Raw genomic sequence first — 17,474 nt, 5'->3', positions numbered from 1 at the left:
GACTACATTCAATTTTCCTGCCTGAAAATAAACACAATATTTTAAAAATACAGAATATTTCAGCCGTAGTTTTCGTATTTGCCATCTAGCCGATTTCCTTATTTCACAGTAGAATATGCGCTCTCTCAAGTCACATTGTGGCATGGTTGTTCAGACCATCCCGTGGAGCCAAAATCAGCATGTTTATCGTTGCCGGTGCACCCGCACATTCTTCTTTTAAGAAAACTCAACTATTATCGCGTTTGACGTCAATTAGTTCTGTTCAATCAATTGAAAGTCAATGGGTCTACCTCTTTGACCAAGCGCTCAGCGAGCAACAACAGCAATCAGCTTTACAGCTTCTCAACGATGGGCAATCTTTTGAATTGCACCAGGCTGCAAGTGATGAAATCCAAATTTTAGTGACACCGCGTGTCGGCACCATCTCGCCTTGGTCTTCTAAAGCTACAGACATTTTCAAAAACTGTAATACGCCGGTTCATCGTCTTGAGCGCGGCGTTTTATTTACGTTGAAGGGTCTAAAAGACGTATCAAATGAAGTTCAACAGATTTTGCATGACCGTATGACTGAAAGCGTATTCAATGCGATTGAAGAGGCTGCGGTACTGTTTGTTGAAACAGCACCAAAACCACTGAACTCGATTGATATTCTGGGTGAAGGTAAAGAAGCACTGGTTAAGGCCAATAATGAATTTGGTTTTGCATTGTCGATGGAAGAAATTGATTACCTGACTGAAGCGTTTATCAAGCTGGGTCGTAATCCAAATGACATCGAACTGATGATGTTTGCACAGGCAAACTCTGAGCATTGCCGTCATAAAATCTTCGGTTCTGAATGGACCATTGATGGTGAAGTTCAGCCATTGTCATTGTTCCAGATGATCAAGAATACTTATAAAGAATCACCTACAGATGTATTGTCGGCTTATAAAGACAATGCTTCGGTGATTGTCGGTTCGGATACCCAGCGTTTTTATCCAACCAAAGAAGACAATGGCCAGCAGGTTTATAAATATAAGAGTCAAGCCGCGCATATCTTGATGAAAGTGGAAACTCACAACCATCCGACAGCGATTGCACCATTTGCCGGTGCTGCGACAGGTTCGGGCGGTGAAATCCGTGATGAAGGTGCGACCGGTCGTGGTGGTAAGCCTAAAGCAGGTTTAACCGGCTTTACAGTATCTAACCTGAACATTCCGGGCTTTGAACAGCCTTGGGAAGAAAACTATGGCAAGCCATCGCGTATGGCATCGCCGCTACAAATCATGATTGAAGGCCCATTGGGTGGCGCTGCGTTTAACAACGAATTTGGTCGTCCTGCCTTAAATGGTTACTTCCGTACCTTTGAACAAAACATCAATGGCGATGTTAAAGGTTTCCATAAGCCAATCATGATTGCCGGTGGTTATGGCAACATCCGTCCAGATCACGTTGAAAAAGATCCAATCTTGCCGGGCGATTTATTGATCGTGCTCGGTGGCCCTGCCATGCTGATCGGTCTCGGCGGTGGTGCAGCATCTTCTGTAGACAGCGGTAAACTCGGCGAAAACCTGGATTTCGCTTCGGTACAACGTGAAAACCCGGAAATGGAACGCCGTTGTCAGGAAGTGATTGATACTTGCTGGCGCATGGAAGACCAGAACCCGATCGTGTCTGTACATGATGTGGGTGCAGGTGGTGTATCGAATGCCATGCCTGAACTGGTGAATGACCATGAACTCGGTGCGGTGCTGGATCTGCGTAAGATTCCATCGCTTGAGCCGGGCATGTCGCCTATGGAGATCTGGTCAAATGAAGCGCAAGAGCGTTATGTACTGGCGATTCGTCCATCTTCTTTAGAATTATTTGAATCGATCTGTGCGCGTGAACGTTGTCCGTTTGCGGTACTCGGTGAAGCAACTGAAGCGCGTCACTTAACCGTTGAAGATCCGTTATTTGGCAACAAGCCAGTGGATATGCCAATGCAGGTAATGCTTGGTGGTACACCGCGTATGAGCCGTTCATATGAAACCATTGAACGCAAAGGCGATGATTTCGACGCGGCTAAAGTCACAGATCTGAAAGATGCGATTTATCGTGTTTTGAAAAACCCGACAGTGGCTTCTAAATCATTCCTGATCAGTATTGGTGACCGTTCGATTACTGGTATGGTGGCACGTGATCAAATGGTCGGTCGCTGGCAGGTTCCGGTGGCGGATGCTGCGGTAACAACGACAAGCCTAGTAGGCTACACCGGTGAAGCGATGGCGATGGGTGAACGTCCACCAGTCGCATTGCTCAATCCTGCTGCATCGGCACGTTTATCAGTGGCTGAATCAATCTCGAACATCATGTCTGCGAAGATTGAAAAAATCAGCGACATTAAATTGTCTGCAAACTGGATGGCTGCTGCCGGTCAACCGGGCGAAGATCAAGCGCTATTCGAAGGTGTAAAAGCCATCGGTATGGAAATGTGTCCAGCACTGGGTATCGCAATTCCAGTCGGTAAAGACTCATTGTCAATGCGTACCACCTGGAATGATGAAGGCGAAGACAAATCAGTGACTTCTCCAATGTCAGGCGTGATTACTGCATTTGCACCAGTCACTGATGTTCGTAAAACGTTAACACCTGAGCTTAAAAACCTTGAGTCTGTACTGGTTCGTATTGACTTGTCGAAAGGTCAGTTCCGTCTAGGTGGTTCGATTCTGGCGCAGGTGTATAAAGCAATCGGTTCTGTGACGCCTGATGTCGACAGCTTCGATGACTTCAAAGCATTTTTCGCATTGGTTCAAGACTGGAACAACCGTGGTCTGATCAAGGCATATCATGACATCGGTGATGGTGGTTTATTGGCGACTGTTGCAGAAATGATGTTCGCATCACGTTTGGGTGTAGCACTAGAAGATCAATCAACTGCAAGCCTGTTTGCAGAAGAAATCGGTGCAGTGCTTCAAATTAGCAAAGCAGATTGGGCAGCATTAGAAGCTGAAGTTGCAGCATCTACCCTGAAAGATGCAATTGCAGTGGTTGGTACTGTAAATACTACTGACCAATTGTCTGTAAATGGTCTGGTACTTGAACGGGCTGACCTGCAAGTGGCATGGACTGAAGTATCCCACCAAATCCAGCGCCTACGTGACAACGTAGAAACTGCGGATCAGGAATTTGCTCTTATCACTGACAAATCTCATGCAGGTATCATTGCGAAACCGACATTTGATTTGAATGAAGCGATTGAAGCACCGTATATTAATTTACGTCGTCCGAACATGGCGATTCTGCGTGAGCAGGGTGTCAATGGTCATATCGAAATGGCAGCAGCATTTGATAAAGTCGGCTTCAATACCGTTGACGTACATATGAGTGACTTGCTGGCAGGTCGTATCAGCCTGGATGATTTTGAAGGCTTAGTGACTTGTGGCGGCTTCTCTTACGGTGACGTGATGGGCGCTGGCGGCGGCTGGGCAAAATCAGTATTGTTCAATACTAAACTGCGTGACCAGTTTGAGAAATTCTTTAACCGTCAGGAAACCTTCTCGCTGGGTATCTGTAACGGCTGTCAAATGTTGTCTCAGTTGGCTCCGCTGATTCCGGGTGCTGATGCTTGGCCACGTTTCCACCGCAATACTTCTGAAGTGTTTGAAGCACGTGCGGTGAATGTTCGTGTGGAAAAATCAAACTCTGTATTGCTTCAGGGCATGGAAGGTTCGATTCTGCCGATCGCTGTAGCACATGGTGAAGGTCGTGCGGTTGCAACTGCGGAAAACTTTGCTGCGCTCAACGCATCGAATCAGGTGGTTCTGCGTTATGTAGATAGCTTGGGGAATGCAACACAACATTATCCATTGAACCCGAACGGCTCACCGGAAGGTATTACCGGTGTAACCTCTCAAGACGGTCGTGCAACAATTATGATGCCGCACCCTGAACGTAACTTCCGTGCGATTCAGCATTCTTGGAAACCAGAAGACTGGGATCAAGATGGTGCTTGGTTACGTATGTTCCGTAATGCACGTAAGTTCATTGGTTAATCGGTTTTAGATTAAAAAAGGGTTGCGTCAGCAGCCCTTTTTTTATGTATGTTTCGGAGTTAACATCGTTTAAATAATTCAAATAAGTAACCAGTTTAAATCATGAAAATATTTACATATTTTATCTTTGCATTATTGTGTTTTAGTGCAGATTATAACTTTGCAGATGGTGCATATTTAAAAATAGAAATAACGGCAATAACCATTTTAGGACTCGTTTCCTATAGTCTGGTTTATTTGACTCTCTTCGAAAAAATGTCGGATGAGCTGTATAGTCCACATTTAAAAATCATCTTGTGTTTAGCTTTGCATTTGATCGCTGTTGCGATCTTTTATATGAAATATCGTAAACACTACAGATCTACTAAATCATGAAAATATATTGAGATTCAGGATAGATGTTGAGCTTTTTGACAATGATGATGCATATAAAATAAAGAGGTACCTCATGCCAAGAATATTTATCAGATTCTCAAGGTGCATTTTACTTATTTCACTATTCACATTGGCGGGGTGTGATACATACATGTGGCGAGCTAATATCAAGCATTTAGATGAAATAAAACAAAGTGGTTATTTGCCGAAACTCAATCGTGATCGCGATATCGAAGGCCCTGATGTGAATCAAAACGGAATTCGTGATGATATTGATCTCTATATTGAAAAGAATTTTATAAATATGGAACAAAGACAGGCGGTAAAACAATTGGCTATGGTTCTGCAAGAGAGCTTATTACTCGATACTTCTCAGCAATACCCGCTACGAAAAATTGCATTTGAAAAATCGCGCGCGATAGGCTGCATTTACGAGCGTTTTTCTCAAGATACTTTGTACAAACCATCCAATGTCGTTCAGCATGTCATTGCAGTCACCACAAACACAAAACAGCGCTTTAAGGCGTATTTAGCTTTTAGTAAAGCGATGGATGGTAAAAGTATCACACTTCCAAATGAGAACTTATGTAATGAATAATTCAGGCTTACAGCAAAGTCACTTCTCATGTGGAAATATCAGAAAATTACTAATCATTAATTTTCTTAATTTTTCAATAAATAACATTTAAAAATATTAACTTAATTATACTTTATGGAAAAATAATTTAAAAATATCTATAATTACTTAATTCGTATCCACCTTGGGGTGGATTTTTGCTTTTTAAGCATTCTGATTTTTTAATTTAACTTCTCCCACTGAACTTGGTTTAGATTTTGCTTTCATATTGTATATAAAGTGCTATGGTATGTTTTATGCACAACTTTATTGCACTATAAAAGAAAGATGGAATAGATCAGTTCAGTATCAATTCTCAAGTATGAGGTGATGACATGGCTAAAACACTTAGAATAATGGATAAGGCGGCAATGCGTCAGAAAGGTTGGATGTTGTTTGCTATTGTCGTAGGACTACAAATATTGTTTGTTGTGGGCAGTTATTTACTTCAAGGCTCTTAATTATCTGATTTAAAAAACCACCGTTGAGGTGGTTTTTTCATAAATTGTTAGACTTACTTTTTTATAAGAATATTCGTTACTTTGAAGGATGAGGGATATATTCCGTAAGGTAACCAAAATCCTTCGTCAGACTGATAGAATGTCTATATCCCACAGGCTGACAGGTGACATCCATGTCGATGGTCAATTAAATATGATTGATGGAATAGTTAGATTATAAGTTGAACCTGCTTCAATACCGCCTTTAACGTATTTTCATAATCAAAAGATGCATTGGTACTGTCCTGATAACGCCAAGCCACATAACCATCTGGACGAACCAGCACCGCACCTGATTCATGAACTTCAGACTTGGCATTCCAAGTACCATAGACATCACGATACTCACGTGAACCAATCTGAATTACATCTAAATAAGGTAAATCTAGAGTCTCGGCAGCCAATCTCCAGCCTTTACCTGATAAACCTGTCAGTAAGGTAAAACGGCCTTTACCGCTAATATCCAAAGTGGATTGCTTTTGGCCTTTGCTATTGATTAGCCAGGTATGTGGAACTTTGGCACCTGGACGAGTCGTGGCTTGCAGATAAAGCTGTTCATCTTTTTCAAAGATCTCGGGCTCAGCTTCATTCATTACCGCATTTGAGCTATAGCGCTGATTCAGTTCAACACCTTGGGCATTAAATTCAAAATGCTTAATTTCAAGTGCTTCAAATAACTTTTTACGAATTTTGGCACCTTGCTCATCTTCAGCGAAAATACGTTCCAGCATTTGTTTTTGCGTAGTGATGCCTTGGTCAAAACCAAAGACTTCTTTTAAATGCTTATAGTCAAAACGGGATTGGTTGGCACGTGCGACAATCTGCTTGCCTACAGGCGCACGTTCAGACGTATATGAATCGAGGAGAGAAGGTGCGGCCCAACCTTTGATTGCATAGGCGAGTTTCCAGCCAAGGTTAAACGCATCCTGCATACAGGTATTTGAACCTAAACCGCTTGAAGGCGGGTGACGGTGTACAGCATCACCACCACAGAACACGCGGCCTTTAGAATATTCAGTTGCCCAAGTCTGGTTTACATACCAGTAGGACAGTTTTTGGATTTCAACATCTTCCACTTCAGCGCCAACAAATGTATTCAGACGCGATCGAACCTGTTCTTCAGTCACTTGTGGCTCGCCTTTGGAAATGTCAAAGCCCCAGCCCATAATCCATTCATTCCAAGGCGTAATGGCACGTAGCAAGCCCATGCCGAGATCACCAAAGCTGGCTTCAGGATTGACGATCCATTGCAGAATGGCAGGGCGGTGCTGAATATATTTGCTTAAATCGGCTTTAAAAGTCACATAGACTGTACCCGCACGCGCCATCACACCTTCGAGTGGTAGCTCAAGTTGCTCAACCACTTTTGAGCGTGCGCCATCCATACCAATCAGATATTTGGCTCTTAAACTAAATTCTGTGTTGGTAATCCGGTTCAGGAAAGTAGCGGTGACACCATCTTCATCCTGAACATGCGATAAATATTCAGTATTGAAGTTATAGATTGCACCGCGCTCCCCGGCATTCTTGACCAGTAAGGCTTCCATTTTCGGCTGAATCAAATCCACCAATGGACATGGACTGCCTTTGATATAGTCGCCATGACGTTCATCACCTGTGCCCCAAGCGCTTAAACGGGCAATTTCTTCACCGACCAGACTGGTGGTAATCAGGCTTTCGCCCATGTGTTCCCACGGTGTCGCAATTTCTTTGACTTGTTCTTCAATGCCTAAATCACGTAATACTTCCATGGCACGCTGATTGGTAATATGCGCACGCGGACTATTGGCCAGCCAGTTAAACTGTGTGAAGAGTTGAACTTTGACCCCATAATTTGCCAGTGCTAAACCTAAGGTCGACCCTGCAGGTCCTGTGCCAATCACCAATACGTCAGTATCGTAATGCTGTGTCATACATGACTCCATGTGTCTGTCTGAAGAACAAGATTTGAATATATTTACAATCCAGTGTAGTGAAATTCAGGCAATACAATAGGAGTATTCATATAAACTATAGGTCTATTGAGATTCTTACTACTTTCTCGTTTGGCAGCTTAAAATGCCTGAGAATATGCGGCTGAGTTTATGGAACTTCGACATTTACGTGCTTTTTTAACAGTAGCTCAGGAACAGAGTTTTACCAAAGCAGCAGATAAGCTGTTCACGGCGCAGCCTTCTTTAAGTCAGCAGATTAAGGATCTGGAGCAGGAAGTCGGTGTAATGCTGTTTGAACGTTCATCCCGGCAAATCAAACTGACCGATGAGGGGCAAGCTTTTCTGATTCATGCTGAACAGGCGCTTGAAAGTGCCAAACTGGCAGTTGCCGCGGCGCGTCAGGTGGCGCAGCAGAAAAATAACCAGATCCATATTGGCTTTTTAAATGTTGCAGAACTGAAAGTGATGCCAAATATTCTGGCCAAACTGAAGCAGAATATTCCTGATTTAAAAATACATCTGCATAGTCTGACCTGTATGGAGCAGATTCAACGCCTGAAAAATGCCGAGTTGGATTTAAGCTTTACCCGCTATTGTCTGCAACATCCCGATTTTGACAATATTCATTTAATGAATGAACAGATTTATCTGGTGGCAGCCGAGCATTTACATCCCACAGATCGGCCATTGAAGTTACAAGAATTGAAAAATCATCAGTTGATTATGTGTGAGCAAAATGCCTCGCCCGTCTTTTATGCGCAGTTGAATCACCTGATGTCTTTTGAACAATTGCAGCATGACCAAATGCTGTGGGTTACCAATGTGTTGCAACATATTAACCTGATCAATATGGGCATGGGTTTTAGCTTCGTCCCGGAATATCTGCTGCGTTTTTTAAATGAGCATGTGAAAATCGTGCAAACAGATCAAGTCCTGCCACAATTAGGACTTTATGCAACATTTAACAAGAATTCTCATAATTCCGCATTGAATATTATTACCCAGGCACTGGACAATAGATCTTAAATAAGCCATTGAAAAGGTTGAAGGGAAACATGCTAAAACTCATTTATTATGTACCAGATGAACATCTTGAAGTGACTAAGGAAGCCTTATTTAAAGCGGGTGCAGGCGGCATCGGAGATTATACCCACTGTGCCTGGCAGGTACTGGGAACAGGACAGTTTAAAGCGCAGCAAGGTGCAGATCCTTATATTGGTGAAGTCGGGGAATTAGAGCAGGTTGAAGAGTGGCGAGTAGAAATGCTGGTTGCTGATGAAAAGGCGGTCGAGGTCGCCAAAGCTCTGAAAGCAAGCCATCCTTATGAAGAGCCTGCTTTTGAGTTTATTCAGCTCCTGGATATTAAAGTCTAAACGTGCAACCTTATTGCTGCTAGAAGTAATGGTGCGCATCGTGTTTTAGCGTACCATCAGCTTATCTGTTTAAAATGATTAACCTCCTTTTATGAGTATAAAATCAGTCATCATCATAAAAATAAAACAGGAAAATAATAATGCAGTGGTCAAAACAGCTCGGCAATATCCTCAAGAATACGCTCAGTAAAACTATCAAACATGGTGCGGGAATCCTGCATAGCCGCATTCCCTATTCTCATGACAATCCCTATCTGGATGGCATATTTGCGCCACAACGACAGGAGCATTTTGCTACTCAATTGATGGTAGATGGGCAAATTCCTGTAGAACTAGAAGGTGCGCTGATGCGGATTGGCCCGAATCCGATCACGGTAAAGAACCCACGAAATTATCACTGGTTCACCGGTGACGGCATGATTCACGCGCTGAAACTCAAAGCTGGTGAAGCACATTGCTATAAAAGTGCTTATGTCGGATCGGCCAGTGTGCAGAAAAAATTGCATAGACCCCAGATTTTAGGGAAAACGCGTGGAGTCGCGGATGCGGTCAATACCAATATCATCCACTTTGCCGGGAAAATCTGGGCACTGGTCGAAGCGGGGGCTTATCCGATCGAAGTAAATCGTGAACTGGAATCAAAACGGCATCAACTTTTTGAAAATGATCAGGATTTACCGTTTACGGCTCATCCGCATATCGACCCGGAAACAGGAGATATTCATGCGGTTTGTTATGATGCCTTGAATCATCATCAGGTTTTTTATTTACATATTGATGCTCAAGGCAAACTGCAACATCATGTCGAAATTCCAGTCAAACATGGCCCGATGGTGCATGACTGTGCCATTACTCAATCTCAGGTGCTGATTCTGGATTTGAATGTCAACTTTTCTATGCGTAGTGCCTTAAAAGGCTCACTATTACCCTATCAATGGAATCCTAAACATCAGGCTCGTATAGGTATGCTGCCTTTTGGTGGCAGTGCGGCAGACATCCGCTGGTATGAGATTGATCCCTGTTTTATTTTTCATACGGTCAATGCTTATGACCTGAACACAGGTGATGTAGTGATGGATGCAGTGGTACATTCCAAGGCACTGGTCAGTTCCATTCAAGGACCAATAGAAGATCAGGAGATTCGGCTGGAAAGATTTATCTTCGAGCAGCAAACAGGAAAAGTCACTCGAACTGTATTATCCAATATCAAGCAGGAATTTCCGCGGATCAATGAAGCCTATACAGGGCGGCCTTATCGCTATGCCTATAGTGTTTCCTTTGCCGGCTTTGATGATCCTTATCATGTTAGCAGTAATACACTCTTGTACCATGATCTGGAAACCGGCAGTACAGCAAGCTATTCCTTTGGAGCAAACTGGGTTACAGGTGAGGCAGTTTTTGTCGCCCGAGAAGGTGCTCAAACAGAAAATGATGGCTGGCTGATGTCTTATCTACACGCCTTGGATGGCAGTCCATCGAAAGTGGTGATTTTAGATGCGCAATATATTCAGAAGGGGCCTATTGCCACGATTCATTTACCGGTTCGTGTACCCGTCGGATTTCATTGTAACTGGATGGATGACCGGAAATTGAGAACTTATTATTCTTAGATTTTGATGATGCATAAGCACTTTGGGTGCTGGCACAGTCTCATATCGCGTGAAGATTTAAATCTTTATTTAATAGGTTGATGTTACTTTGAAGGATGAGAAGGGTAGGTCTAAATTAACCGAGATCCCAGGTTAGGCAGAAAATTCATTTCTGAATCTCTGCCTAAGAGTGGTATTCATATCGCCAAGAATATCAAATCAAAGATTTATTCTTCTATTGCTACTGTTAAACTTTCTGGATAAATAACTCACGATCAAAACGGTATTGCGGGAAGAACACGCCGTCTTTGGCGCGTTCACCTGCACCAATCACCATGACTGGATATTGCTGATCATTTAAGCCCAAGATATCGCGTACCATCGGTTCATCAAAACCTTCCATCATGCAGCTGTCAAAACCATAAGCACGTAAGGCCAAGACCAGATTTTCGCAAGCCAGTGCCGTTGTTTTGGTTGCCCAAAGTTTGGCATCATTTGGACTAAAGGCAGAAACAGGCATCTGTTTATCTAAAGTGCGGGCAACTTTGAAAGCCACTTTTTTAAAGTTGCCAAAGACATTTAAATAACCGGTTTTATAGTTATATGGAATGTATTTATAGTATTTTTTGATGGCAGCTGGCGCTTCCGGATATGGAAATTCATTGACATTCCGTTTGGCCATTTCATCAATACGGTCGGTACGTGCCACACAGATAATCAGCTCAGAAGCCGTTTTTGCTGCCAGTTGGCTCATGCAGGCTTTGACCAGTCGCTTTTTCTTCGCCGGGTTTTGTACCACATAAAATGTCCAGGGCTGCAAGTTTGACGAATTGGGAGCCAGCAACGCCAGATCCAGACAAGCATCAAGTACATCTTCTGGAATTGGTGTTTTGGTAAATTTACGCACTGAACGACGACTTTCGATCACTTTACGGAAATTATCGACATCAATATCCTGTGGAGCAGGTTCATAATAACGTTTTTTATCAGGATTGGCGCTATCAATGGTTTCAGGAGACTGGGCAATAATGGATGAATTTTCAGTAGACATATTCTTTATTCTTACAGGTAAAGGAATCAATGAGGCAGTCTAAACCAGCTCATTGAGATCCTAAGTTTGAAAATTAGTTGAATTGTGTGAAATCAGGTTTACGTTTTTGCATAAAAGCTTGTACGGCTTCCAGCATTTCCGGAGAGCCAACGCGCTGCATGAAAATTTCTGCTTCATGGTCGATGCAGGCCACAATTTCATCCAGATTATGTTTCATCAAGGCTTTGGTTTGCTTCAAAGACGCCAAAGGTAATGCTGCTAAAGTCTGCGCCTGTTTTTGTGCAGCCGCATAGGCATCTTCTTCAATACTATTCACCAGACCGGCACCGAGTGCTTTTTCGCTATTGAATTTTTGTGCAGTCAGCAATAATTCAGCCGCTTTATGATAGCCCGCCTGCTGAATCAGCAATTTGCTTGAAGCGCCTTCAGGCGATAGGCCCAGACTGACAAATGGAATCTGGAACAGGGCAGTATTGTCACTATAGACCAAGTCACAATGCAATAAGATGGTTACCCCAATCCCGATTGCAACGCCACGTACCGCTGCAATTAAAGGCTTGGAAAACTTGGCAGCCGCTTTGAGTAAAATAAAGGGCGGGCCTTCAGCCGCAGGGGCCTGACCTTTCTTGGCAGCAGATTTCATGAAATCCTGCATATCATTGCCCGCGCTAAAGTCCGTGTCCTGACCGCGTAACACCACCACACGCACCTGATTGTCCTGATCTGCTTCATCGAGCGCTTGAGCAATCCATAAATACAGCTCGCTGTATAAGGCATTTTTCGCTTCCGGGCGATTGATGGCTAAAGTGAGTACGCCATGTTCTAAATTCGCATGCAAATGCTCATGAGGTTGTTGAATACAGCTCAGTGTCATCGTACTATCCTTGCTTTAAAACTTAATTTGATTTTATGAGGTTGATTATGTCGCATATTTATTGGGGCGGCACAACTCATGAGTCATAAAAATGATCTGTTATGAACTATACATTTGATTATCTGGTTTTCATTGGCCGTTTTCAGCCTTTTCATCTGGCGCATATGCAAACCATTCAGATTGCTTTAGAACACAGTCAAAATGTGATTTTGGCCCTCGGTTCTGCGCAGAATGAACGCAATATCAAAAATCCATTTCTGGCTTCGGAACGTGAAGCCATGATCCTTGCAAATTTTAGTCCGGAAGATCAGGCGCGGATTCAATTTGTAGAAGTCATTGATGTTTATAATGATGAAAAATGGCAAAAACTGGTGAAATCGCTGATAAATCAGGCCATAGAACCGAATGCCAAAGTCGGACTGATTGGACATTTTAAAGATGATTCTTCATATTATTTAAAATTTTTCCCGGAATGGGAAATGGTCGAACTGGAAAGCCTGGAAGGTGCTTTATCCGCTACGCCGATGCGTGAAGCTTATTATCGCGGTGAAATTCAACGGGATAAATTTCCACAAGGCACGATTGAGTTTCTAGAGCAATTCCAGCATACCGAAACCTATCAGCAACTCAGTCAAAAATTTGTCCAGAAGGATAAAAGCAATCTGGCCTGACTCGATCAGATGGCTAGAGGCTGATTCATGGTGGTCTGAGCATGCTGTTTTAAACATTCACCCAGAATCGCCAGAGCAGGAGACTGCTGTTTCCAGTGATGCCAATACAAGGGGACTTCAATTCGCATTTCACCGGAAAGTTCAATCAATTGTCCTGATTCCAGCAAATGCCGGGTTTGATAATCCGGCAACCAGCCATAACCCAAGCCCATGACAATGGCATCAAAAAATGCATGCGTCGATGGAATAAAAAAGTGAGGATATTGTGCCGGACTCAGGCCAAATTCTTGCTGGATATACTGGGTATGCAACTGGTCTTTTTCATTAAACAGAATCGCCGGTGCGTGGCGTAAGGCATCACGATGTATTCCTTGTTGAAACCAGTTCCGGGCAAATTCAGGCGTGGCAACCAGACGGTAGTGCATTGGTCCAATCCGCTCGGCCAGACAGCCTTTCATGGCTTTGGCTTCAGTGCTTAAACAGGCATTGACCAGTCCGGCTTCCAGTAAATGATGGGTTTGTGATTGGTCATCCAGTTGAAAATGCAGCACAATTTTATGCTGGATCAGTTGGGCTTGTAAGGTCGGCAATAACCAGGTCGCAAGTGAATCGGCATTGGTGGCAACATTCAGGCAGTAAAAACCTTCCTGTTGTACCTGACCACCCAAATCCTGCATTAAATTTTGTTCTAGCAAACGTTGATGCTGTAAATAATGCAATAAAGTTTGTCCCGATTGAGTCACGCGACAAGGCCGGTCTCTCACCAGCAGCAAGTGTCCCAATTGTTTTTCCAGACTCTGAACACGAAGGGTCACTGCTGAGGCAGTAATATTGAGTTGTTCTGCGGCCAGATCAAAACTTCCGGTTTTTGCAACCGCGTAAAAAGCATCACATTGTTTCGCATTCAGCATCGCTACAATCTAAGAAAAATTTAGTTAAATTGATATTAACTTAGTTTTAATGAATAGCTTCCTTTTTGTTGAATAATTCATGTATTCAAAAAAGGGGAATGTGATGTTCAGTTATATGGTCAGTGGCTTTGCTGTAGGTATGAGCCTGATTGTCAGTATCGGGGCGCAAAATGCCTTTGTATTAAAACAGGGTTTAAAACAGCAGCATATCTTCTTGGTCTGTTTGACGTGTGCCTTGTCTGATACTATTTTGATATTATTAGGTGTTTTTGGTTTTGCTCACATCATTGAACATTATCCAAATGCGGTTATGTTTTCTAAATATATCGGCGCAGGATTCCTGTTTTATTATGGTCTGCAACATGCAATCAGTGCATTTAAATCAACAGAAGTTTTGGCTCCAAGTGATCAAGTTACAGCACATTTTTTACAAGTGTTGATGATCTGTCTGGCATTTACCTGGTTAAACTCGCATGTTTATTTAGAAACCGTCATCCTGATTGGTTCAATTTCAACGCAATATAGCCTAGGAAAATGGTGGTTTGCGCTTGGTGCTGTCTGTGCATCTTGGTTTTTCTTTTTTAGCTTGGGCTATGGGGCAAAGATATTGACACCCTGGTTTCAGCATCGCCATGCTTGGAAGGTTCTGGATGCTCTCATTGCTTGTACCATGTGGATCGTCGCAGGGTCATTAATTCTAAGCATTTAATTCAACTGGTAATATAAAAATCCTCAATTGAGGATTTTTATATTTTGAACAAGAGAATGCGAGTAAGGTCTGTAATTGATATTTGTCTAGACATTCTGTTTTAAACATTTTTCAAAGAGAATCACAATAGAAAATAGAGTTTGCAGTGCTCGCTGTGTAAACAAATTTTACTTCAGATTTTGTTGAAATATATGATCATATTTAGGAGATGAATTTTAAAATCAAAGTATTAACAGTCTCCATTCGATGAGCATACTTCGCTTAAGCCATTTCTTAAAAATAAATACTAACGATTATTTTTTCCATTAGTCACTAAGGGTTTTACAAAAACTTCAGTTAACTGGTATAAAAATAACGAAAACAAAAATTCTAAAACTGAAAAGAAAATTTAATTTCAGCTTGAAGCGTGTACCTAAATCCGATCAATAAGAAATTAAACAAGGTGGATTTAAAATTGAAAACAACAATAAAAACTGGACTGATTGGCCTGGCAATCTGTTTATTTTTCAGCAGTCAGACTTTTGCAAAATCATGGACGCTCACTCCTAAAAGTGATGTCGGCTTTGAGATCAAGTCAATGGGACTGACTGTGGTCAAAGCCAAGTTTAATCAGGTGCAATCCAGCATGCAGTTTGATGCCAAAGCACCGCAAAATGCTTCAACGCATCTGGTCATGGATGTGGAGAGTTTGAGTTTTAATAAACCGTTATTGAAACATATGATTTTGGGTGAAGACCTTTTTTATGTTGAAAAATACAAAACGGTAAGTTTTAAAAGTATCCAGTTTAAAGACCTGGGCAATGGTAAATACAATGTTTTAGGTAATTTGACTTTGCGTGGTGTGACCAAACCGGTGATTTTTGAAACAACCTTTAAGTCGAGTCTGTCTAATGACAACTTGCTCGAAGTCCAGGCATTTGCAGTGATTAACCGCAGTGATTTCGGCATGAGAAAGGGGATTGCAGGCGTAGGAGAGAAAGTGAATCTGCATCTTTCGGGTCATTGTGAAGTTAATTAAGGATGTCTTAAACAGTCTTTCAATAGATCTTTTATGTGGTCGCTTTTAGCTTAATAGACTGCTGCATGTCTGTTGCTTAGCTTTAAAAATTGAAGCATAGAAGACATATAAAATGCCTGATTGCGTAAAAGCGATCATAAAAAAAGCCCGATTTTTTTCGAGCTTTTATCCTTGCAGGAAATAGTCAATTAAGCACTTTGCAGAGCTTTTAAATCTTCCAGAACTTGTTCGGCATGACCTGCGGCTTTGACTTTACGATATTCTTTGACCAGTTCGCCGTTATGGAAAATAAAAGTCGAACGCTCGATCCCCATGACTTGTTTGCCATACATGTTCTTTTCTTTAATCACATCAAAGTGATTACACAGGATTTCTTCTTTATCACTGATCAGATTAATACTCAGATTCTGCTTTTCAGTAAAGTTTTGATGGGCTTTGACCGAATCACGAGATACGCCAATAATGGTGGTATTTAAAGCATCAAACTGGTCTTTTAAACAAGAAAATCCGACGGCTTGAGTGGTACAACCCGGAGTAGAATCTTTAGGATAAAAATAAATCACCAGCCATTCTGTATCCAGCTGGGTTAAATTGATTTCAGCTGTCGTTGCAGGGAAACTCTGGTCAAGCAAACTGATGGCAGTCATATTAACTCCTGTTTTATTTAAATTTTTCAAAAAAATAAGCCACATTATAGTGGCTTATTTCATCAAAGAATAATGAGATATTATTTCTTCGGCGCAGCTTGAGCTGATTTCATTGCTTCTTCAGTCAAAGTTTTCAGTTTGCCTGTTAACTGTGGACCAAAACATGCTTGCAGGTCTTTATTCTGCTTCTGTACAAAAGCTAAAGTTCCAGGACTTTTCTTCTGATTAATGGTGCTTTGGATTTCCCATTTTTGTGCATTGGTTAGTTTACCATCTGCTTCAACAGCGCAAGTACAATATTTACTGACTTCAGCAGCGGTCAGTTTTTTACCTTTGCCAGTTTCATCTTTACAAACATTGATCAATGCAGATTTTACATTGGTGCTTTTATAAGCTTGTTGTAATTTGTCATCAGCTGCCTGAGCCGTTGTTGCGAACATAGCAGCAGCTGAAACAATTGCTGAAAGCACGATGCTTGATTTTAAATTCTTCATAAACTCTACCTTGTTATTACGGTATATAACGTGTCGGGTCTTCAACACCTGCGTCCGCAAAACCCTGTTTACGTAAACGGCAACTGTCACATTTGCCACAGGCACGTCCTTGGTCATCTGCTTGATAGCATGACACCGTTTGACTGTAGTCTACGCCATGTTCAATACCTAAGCGAATAATATTTGCTTTGGATAAATGTAACAAAGGTGTTTCAAATTTGAGCGCCTGACCCTCTACGCCAACCTTGGTCGCAAGGCGTGCCATGTTGGCAAATGCGTCAATAAATTCCGGTCGGCAATCCGGATAGCCCGAGTAATCAACCGCATTAATTCCGATCACAATTGCTTCGGCTTTAAATACTTCCGCAGCGGCTAAAGCATAAGACAGGAAGATGGTATTACGTGCCGGAACATAGGTAATCGGGATACCGGCTTGTTCATGATCAGGCACCTCAATGCTATGATCGGTAAGGGCTGAGCCACCCAGATTGCCCAGATCAATATTAATCACACGATGTTCCACACCGGCAGCTTGAGTCAGTGCTTTGGCTGCATCCAGCTCTGTGGTTGAACGCTGACCATACTTAAAACTGATCGCGATACATTCGTAGCGTGCCTGTGCCCAAGCCAGACATGTAGTTGAGTCTAATCCGCCAGATAACAGAACAATGGCACGAGGGCGCATAAGCTGATTCTCCA

16 protein-coding genes are annotated in these 17,474 nt (G+C 42.3%); 9 read left to right on the top strand and 7 right to left on the bottom strand.

Features of this window, described 5'->3' with window-relative positions; translation table 11 throughout:
• Nucleotides 1-179: 179 nt before the first annotated feature.
• The 3 genes from purL (at nucleotide 180) to CWI32_RS15340 (ending at nucleotide 5,465) form a co-directional block, all read left to right on the top strand.
• Complete coding sequence (purL, locus tag CWI32_RS05540; protein WP_100534834.1) at nucleotides 180-4,013, top strand: phosphoribosylformylglycinamidine synthase; 3,834 nt, start codon at nucleotides 180-182, stop codon at nucleotides 4,011-4,013.
• Nucleotides 4,014-4,539: 526 nt separating this feature from the next.
• Complete coding sequence (locus CWI32_RS05535) at nucleotides 4,540-4,986, top strand: hypothetical protein (RefSeq protein ID WP_051064989.1); 447 nt, start codon at nucleotides 4,540-4,542, stop codon at nucleotides 4,984-4,986.
• 353 nt (nucleotides 4,987-5,339) lie between these two features.
• A complete protein-coding gene (locus CWI32_RS15340; RefSeq protein ID WP_252146096.1) occupies nucleotides 5,340-5,465 on the top strand; it encodes a KGW motif small protein in 126 nt (41 codons plus the stop codon).
• A gap of 209 nt (nucleotides 5,466-5,674) precedes the next feature.
• Here CWI32_RS15340 and CWI32_RS05530 read toward each other — a convergent pair whose 3' ends face one another.
• Nucleotides 5,675-7,417 (bottom strand): FAD-dependent monooxygenase, encoded by a 1,743-nt coding sequence (locus CWI32_RS05530; protein ID WP_100534833.1) that lies wholly within the window; start codon nucleotides 7,415-7,417, stop codon nucleotides 5,675-5,677.
• Between the two features lie 171 nt (nucleotides 7,418-7,588).
• Between CWI32_RS05530 and CWI32_RS05525 the strand changes: the two genes are divergently transcribed.
• From CWI32_RS05525 to CWI32_RS05515, 3 genes are all read left to right on the top strand, one after another.
• Entirely contained in the window at nucleotides 7,589-8,464 is an 876-nt protein-coding gene (locus CWI32_RS05525; RefSeq protein WP_100534832.1) for a LysR substrate-binding domain-containing protein, read from the top strand.
• A gap of 29 nt (nucleotides 8,465-8,493) precedes the next feature.
• A complete protein-coding gene (locus tag CWI32_RS05520; protein ID WP_005097590.1) occupies nucleotides 8,494-8,811 on the top strand; it encodes a YqfO family protein in 318 nt (105 codons plus the stop codon).
• A gap of 140 nt (nucleotides 8,812-8,951) precedes the next feature.
• Entirely contained in the window at nucleotides 8,952-10,421 is a 1,470-nt protein-coding gene (locus CWI32_RS05515; RefSeq protein ID WP_100534831.1) for a carotenoid oxygenase family protein, read from the top strand.
• Between the two features lie 226 nt (nucleotides 10,422-10,647).
• Here CWI32_RS05515 and CWI32_RS05510 read toward each other — a convergent pair whose 3' ends face one another.
• Together CWI32_RS05510 and CWI32_RS05505 are read right to left on the bottom strand one after the other, a co-directional pair.
• Nucleotides 10,648-11,451, bottom strand: coding sequence for a nitroreductase family protein (locus CWI32_RS05510; protein ID WP_100534830.1), 804 nt, complete (start codon nucleotides 11,449-11,451; stop codon nucleotides 10,648-10,650).
• 73 nt (nucleotides 11,452-11,524) lie between these two features.
• Nucleotides 11,525-12,325, bottom strand: a complete 801-nt coding sequence (locus CWI32_RS05505; protein ID WP_005097587.1) for an enoyl-CoA hydratase-related protein — start codon at nucleotides 12,323-12,325, stop codon at nucleotides 11,525-11,527.
• 101 nt (nucleotides 12,326-12,426) lie between these two features.
• Between CWI32_RS05505 and CWI32_RS05500 the strand changes: the two genes are divergently transcribed.
• Nucleotides 12,427-12,996, top strand: a complete 570-nt coding sequence (locus CWI32_RS05500) for a nicotinate-nicotinamide nucleotide adenylyltransferase (RefSeq protein WP_005097586.1) — start codon at nucleotides 12,427-12,429, stop codon at nucleotides 12,994-12,996.
• Nucleotides 12,997-13,001: 5 nt separating this feature from the next.
• Here CWI32_RS05500 and CWI32_RS05495 read toward each other — a convergent pair whose 3' ends face one another.
• Nucleotides 13,002-13,907 carry a LysR family transcriptional regulator ArgP gene (locus CWI32_RS05495; protein ID WP_074383346.1) on the bottom strand — a complete coding sequence of 302 codons (906 nt, stop codon included), beginning with the start codon at nucleotides 13,905-13,907 and terminating at the stop codon, nucleotides 13,002-13,004.
• Nucleotides 13,908-14,010: 103 nt separating this feature from the next.
• On the opposite strand from CWI32_RS05495, the gene CWI32_RS05490 reads away from it, so the two are divergent.
• Together CWI32_RS05490 and CWI32_RS05485 are read left to right on the top strand one after the other, a co-directional pair.
• A complete protein-coding gene (locus CWI32_RS05490; protein ID WP_100534829.1) occupies nucleotides 14,011-14,616 on the top strand; it encodes a LysE/ArgO family amino acid transporter in 606 nt (201 codons plus the stop codon).
• Between the two features lie 454 nt (nucleotides 14,617-15,070).
• A complete protein-coding gene (locus tag CWI32_RS05485) occupies nucleotides 15,071-15,634 on the top strand; it encodes a YceI family protein (protein WP_051064995.1) in 564 nt (187 codons plus the stop codon).
• Between the two features lie 188 nt (nucleotides 15,635-15,822).
• Here CWI32_RS05485 and CWI32_RS05480 read toward each other — a convergent pair whose 3' ends face one another.
• From CWI32_RS05480 to queC, 3 genes are all read right to left on the bottom strand, one after another.
• Nucleotides 15,823-16,281 carry a peroxiredoxin gene (locus CWI32_RS05480; protein ID WP_005170083.1) on the bottom strand — a complete coding sequence of 153 codons (459 nt, stop codon included), beginning with the start codon at nucleotides 16,279-16,281 and terminating at the stop codon, nucleotides 15,823-15,825.
• An 80-nt stretch (nucleotides 16,282-16,361) separates the two neighbouring features.
• Nucleotides 16,362-16,775, bottom strand: coding sequence for a hypothetical protein (locus CWI32_RS05475; RefSeq protein ID WP_005170085.1), 414 nt, complete (start codon nucleotides 16,773-16,775; stop codon nucleotides 16,362-16,364).
• Nucleotides 16,776-16,791: 16 nt separating this feature from the next.
• Entirely contained in the window at nucleotides 16,792-17,460 is a 669-nt protein-coding gene (queC, locus tag CWI32_RS05470) for a 7-cyano-7-deazaguanine synthase QueC (protein WP_005170088.1), read from the bottom strand.
• Nucleotides 17,461-17,474 lie beyond the last annotated feature (14 nt).

This window comes from Acinetobacter pseudolwoffii (assembly GCF_002803605.1).
GTDB lineage: Bacteria > Pseudomonadota > Gammaproteobacteria > Pseudomonadales > Moraxellaceae > Acinetobacter > Acinetobacter pseudolwoffii.
Note: the sequence above shows the minus strand (reverse complement) of the source record. Positions and strands in the feature narration are given on the sequence as shown.

Coding starts and splice junctions, on each gene's coding strand:
- CWI32_RS05530 (WP_100534833.1), bottom strand. CDS start 7,417: ATGACACAGCATTACGATACTGACGTATTGGTGATTGGCACAGGACCT.
- CWI32_RS05505 (WP_005097587.1), bottom strand. CDS start 12,325: ATGACACTGAGCTGTATTCAACAACCTCATGAGCATTTGCATGCGAAT.
- CWI32_RS05490 (WP_100534829.1), top strand. CDS start 14,011: ATGTTCAGTTATATGGTCAGTGGCTTTGCTGTAGGTATGAGCCTGATT.
- CWI32_RS05500 (WP_005097586.1), top strand. CDS start 12,427: ATGAACTATACATTTGATTATCTGGTTTTCATTGGCCGTTTTCAGCCT.
- CWI32_RS05515 (WP_100534831.1), top strand. CDS start 8,952: ATGCAGTGGTCAAAACAGCTCGGCAATATCCTCAAGAATACGCTCAGT.
- CWI32_RS05480 (WP_005170083.1), bottom strand. CDS start 16,281: ATGACTGCCATCAGTTTGCTTGACCAGAGTTTCCCTGCAACGACAGCT.
- CWI32_RS05525 (WP_100534832.1), top strand. CDS start 7,589: ATGGAACTTCGACATTTACGTGCTTTTTTAACAGTAGCTCAGGAACAG.
- CWI32_RS05510 (WP_100534830.1), bottom strand. CDS start 11,451: ATGTCTACTGAAAATTCATCCATTATTGCCCAGTCTCCTGAAACCATT.
- CWI32_RS05535 (WP_051064989.1), top strand. CDS start 4,540: ATGTGGCGAGCTAATATCAAGCATTTAGATGAAATAAAACAAAGTGGT.
- CWI32_RS05475 (WP_005170085.1), bottom strand. CDS start 16,775: ATGAAGAATTTAAAATCAAGCATCGTGCTTTCAGCAATTGTTTCAGCT.
- CWI32_RS15340 (WP_252146096.1), top strand. CDS start 5,340: ATGGCTAAAACACTTAGAATAATGGATAAGGCGGCAATGCGTCAGAAA.
- CWI32_RS05495 (WP_074383346.1), bottom strand. CDS start 13,907: ATGCTGAATGCGAAACAATGTGATGCTTTTTACGCGGTTGCAAAAACC.
- purL (WP_100534834.1), top strand. CDS start 180: ATGTTTATCGTTGCCGGTGCACCCGCACATTCTTCTTTTAAGAAAACT.
- queC (WP_005170088.1), bottom strand. CDS start 17,460: ATGCGCCCTCGTGCCATTGTTCTGTTATCTGGCGGATTAGACTCAACT.
- CWI32_RS05520 (WP_005097590.1), top strand. CDS start 8,494: ATGCTAAAACTCATTTATTATGTACCAGATGAACATCTTGAAGTGACT.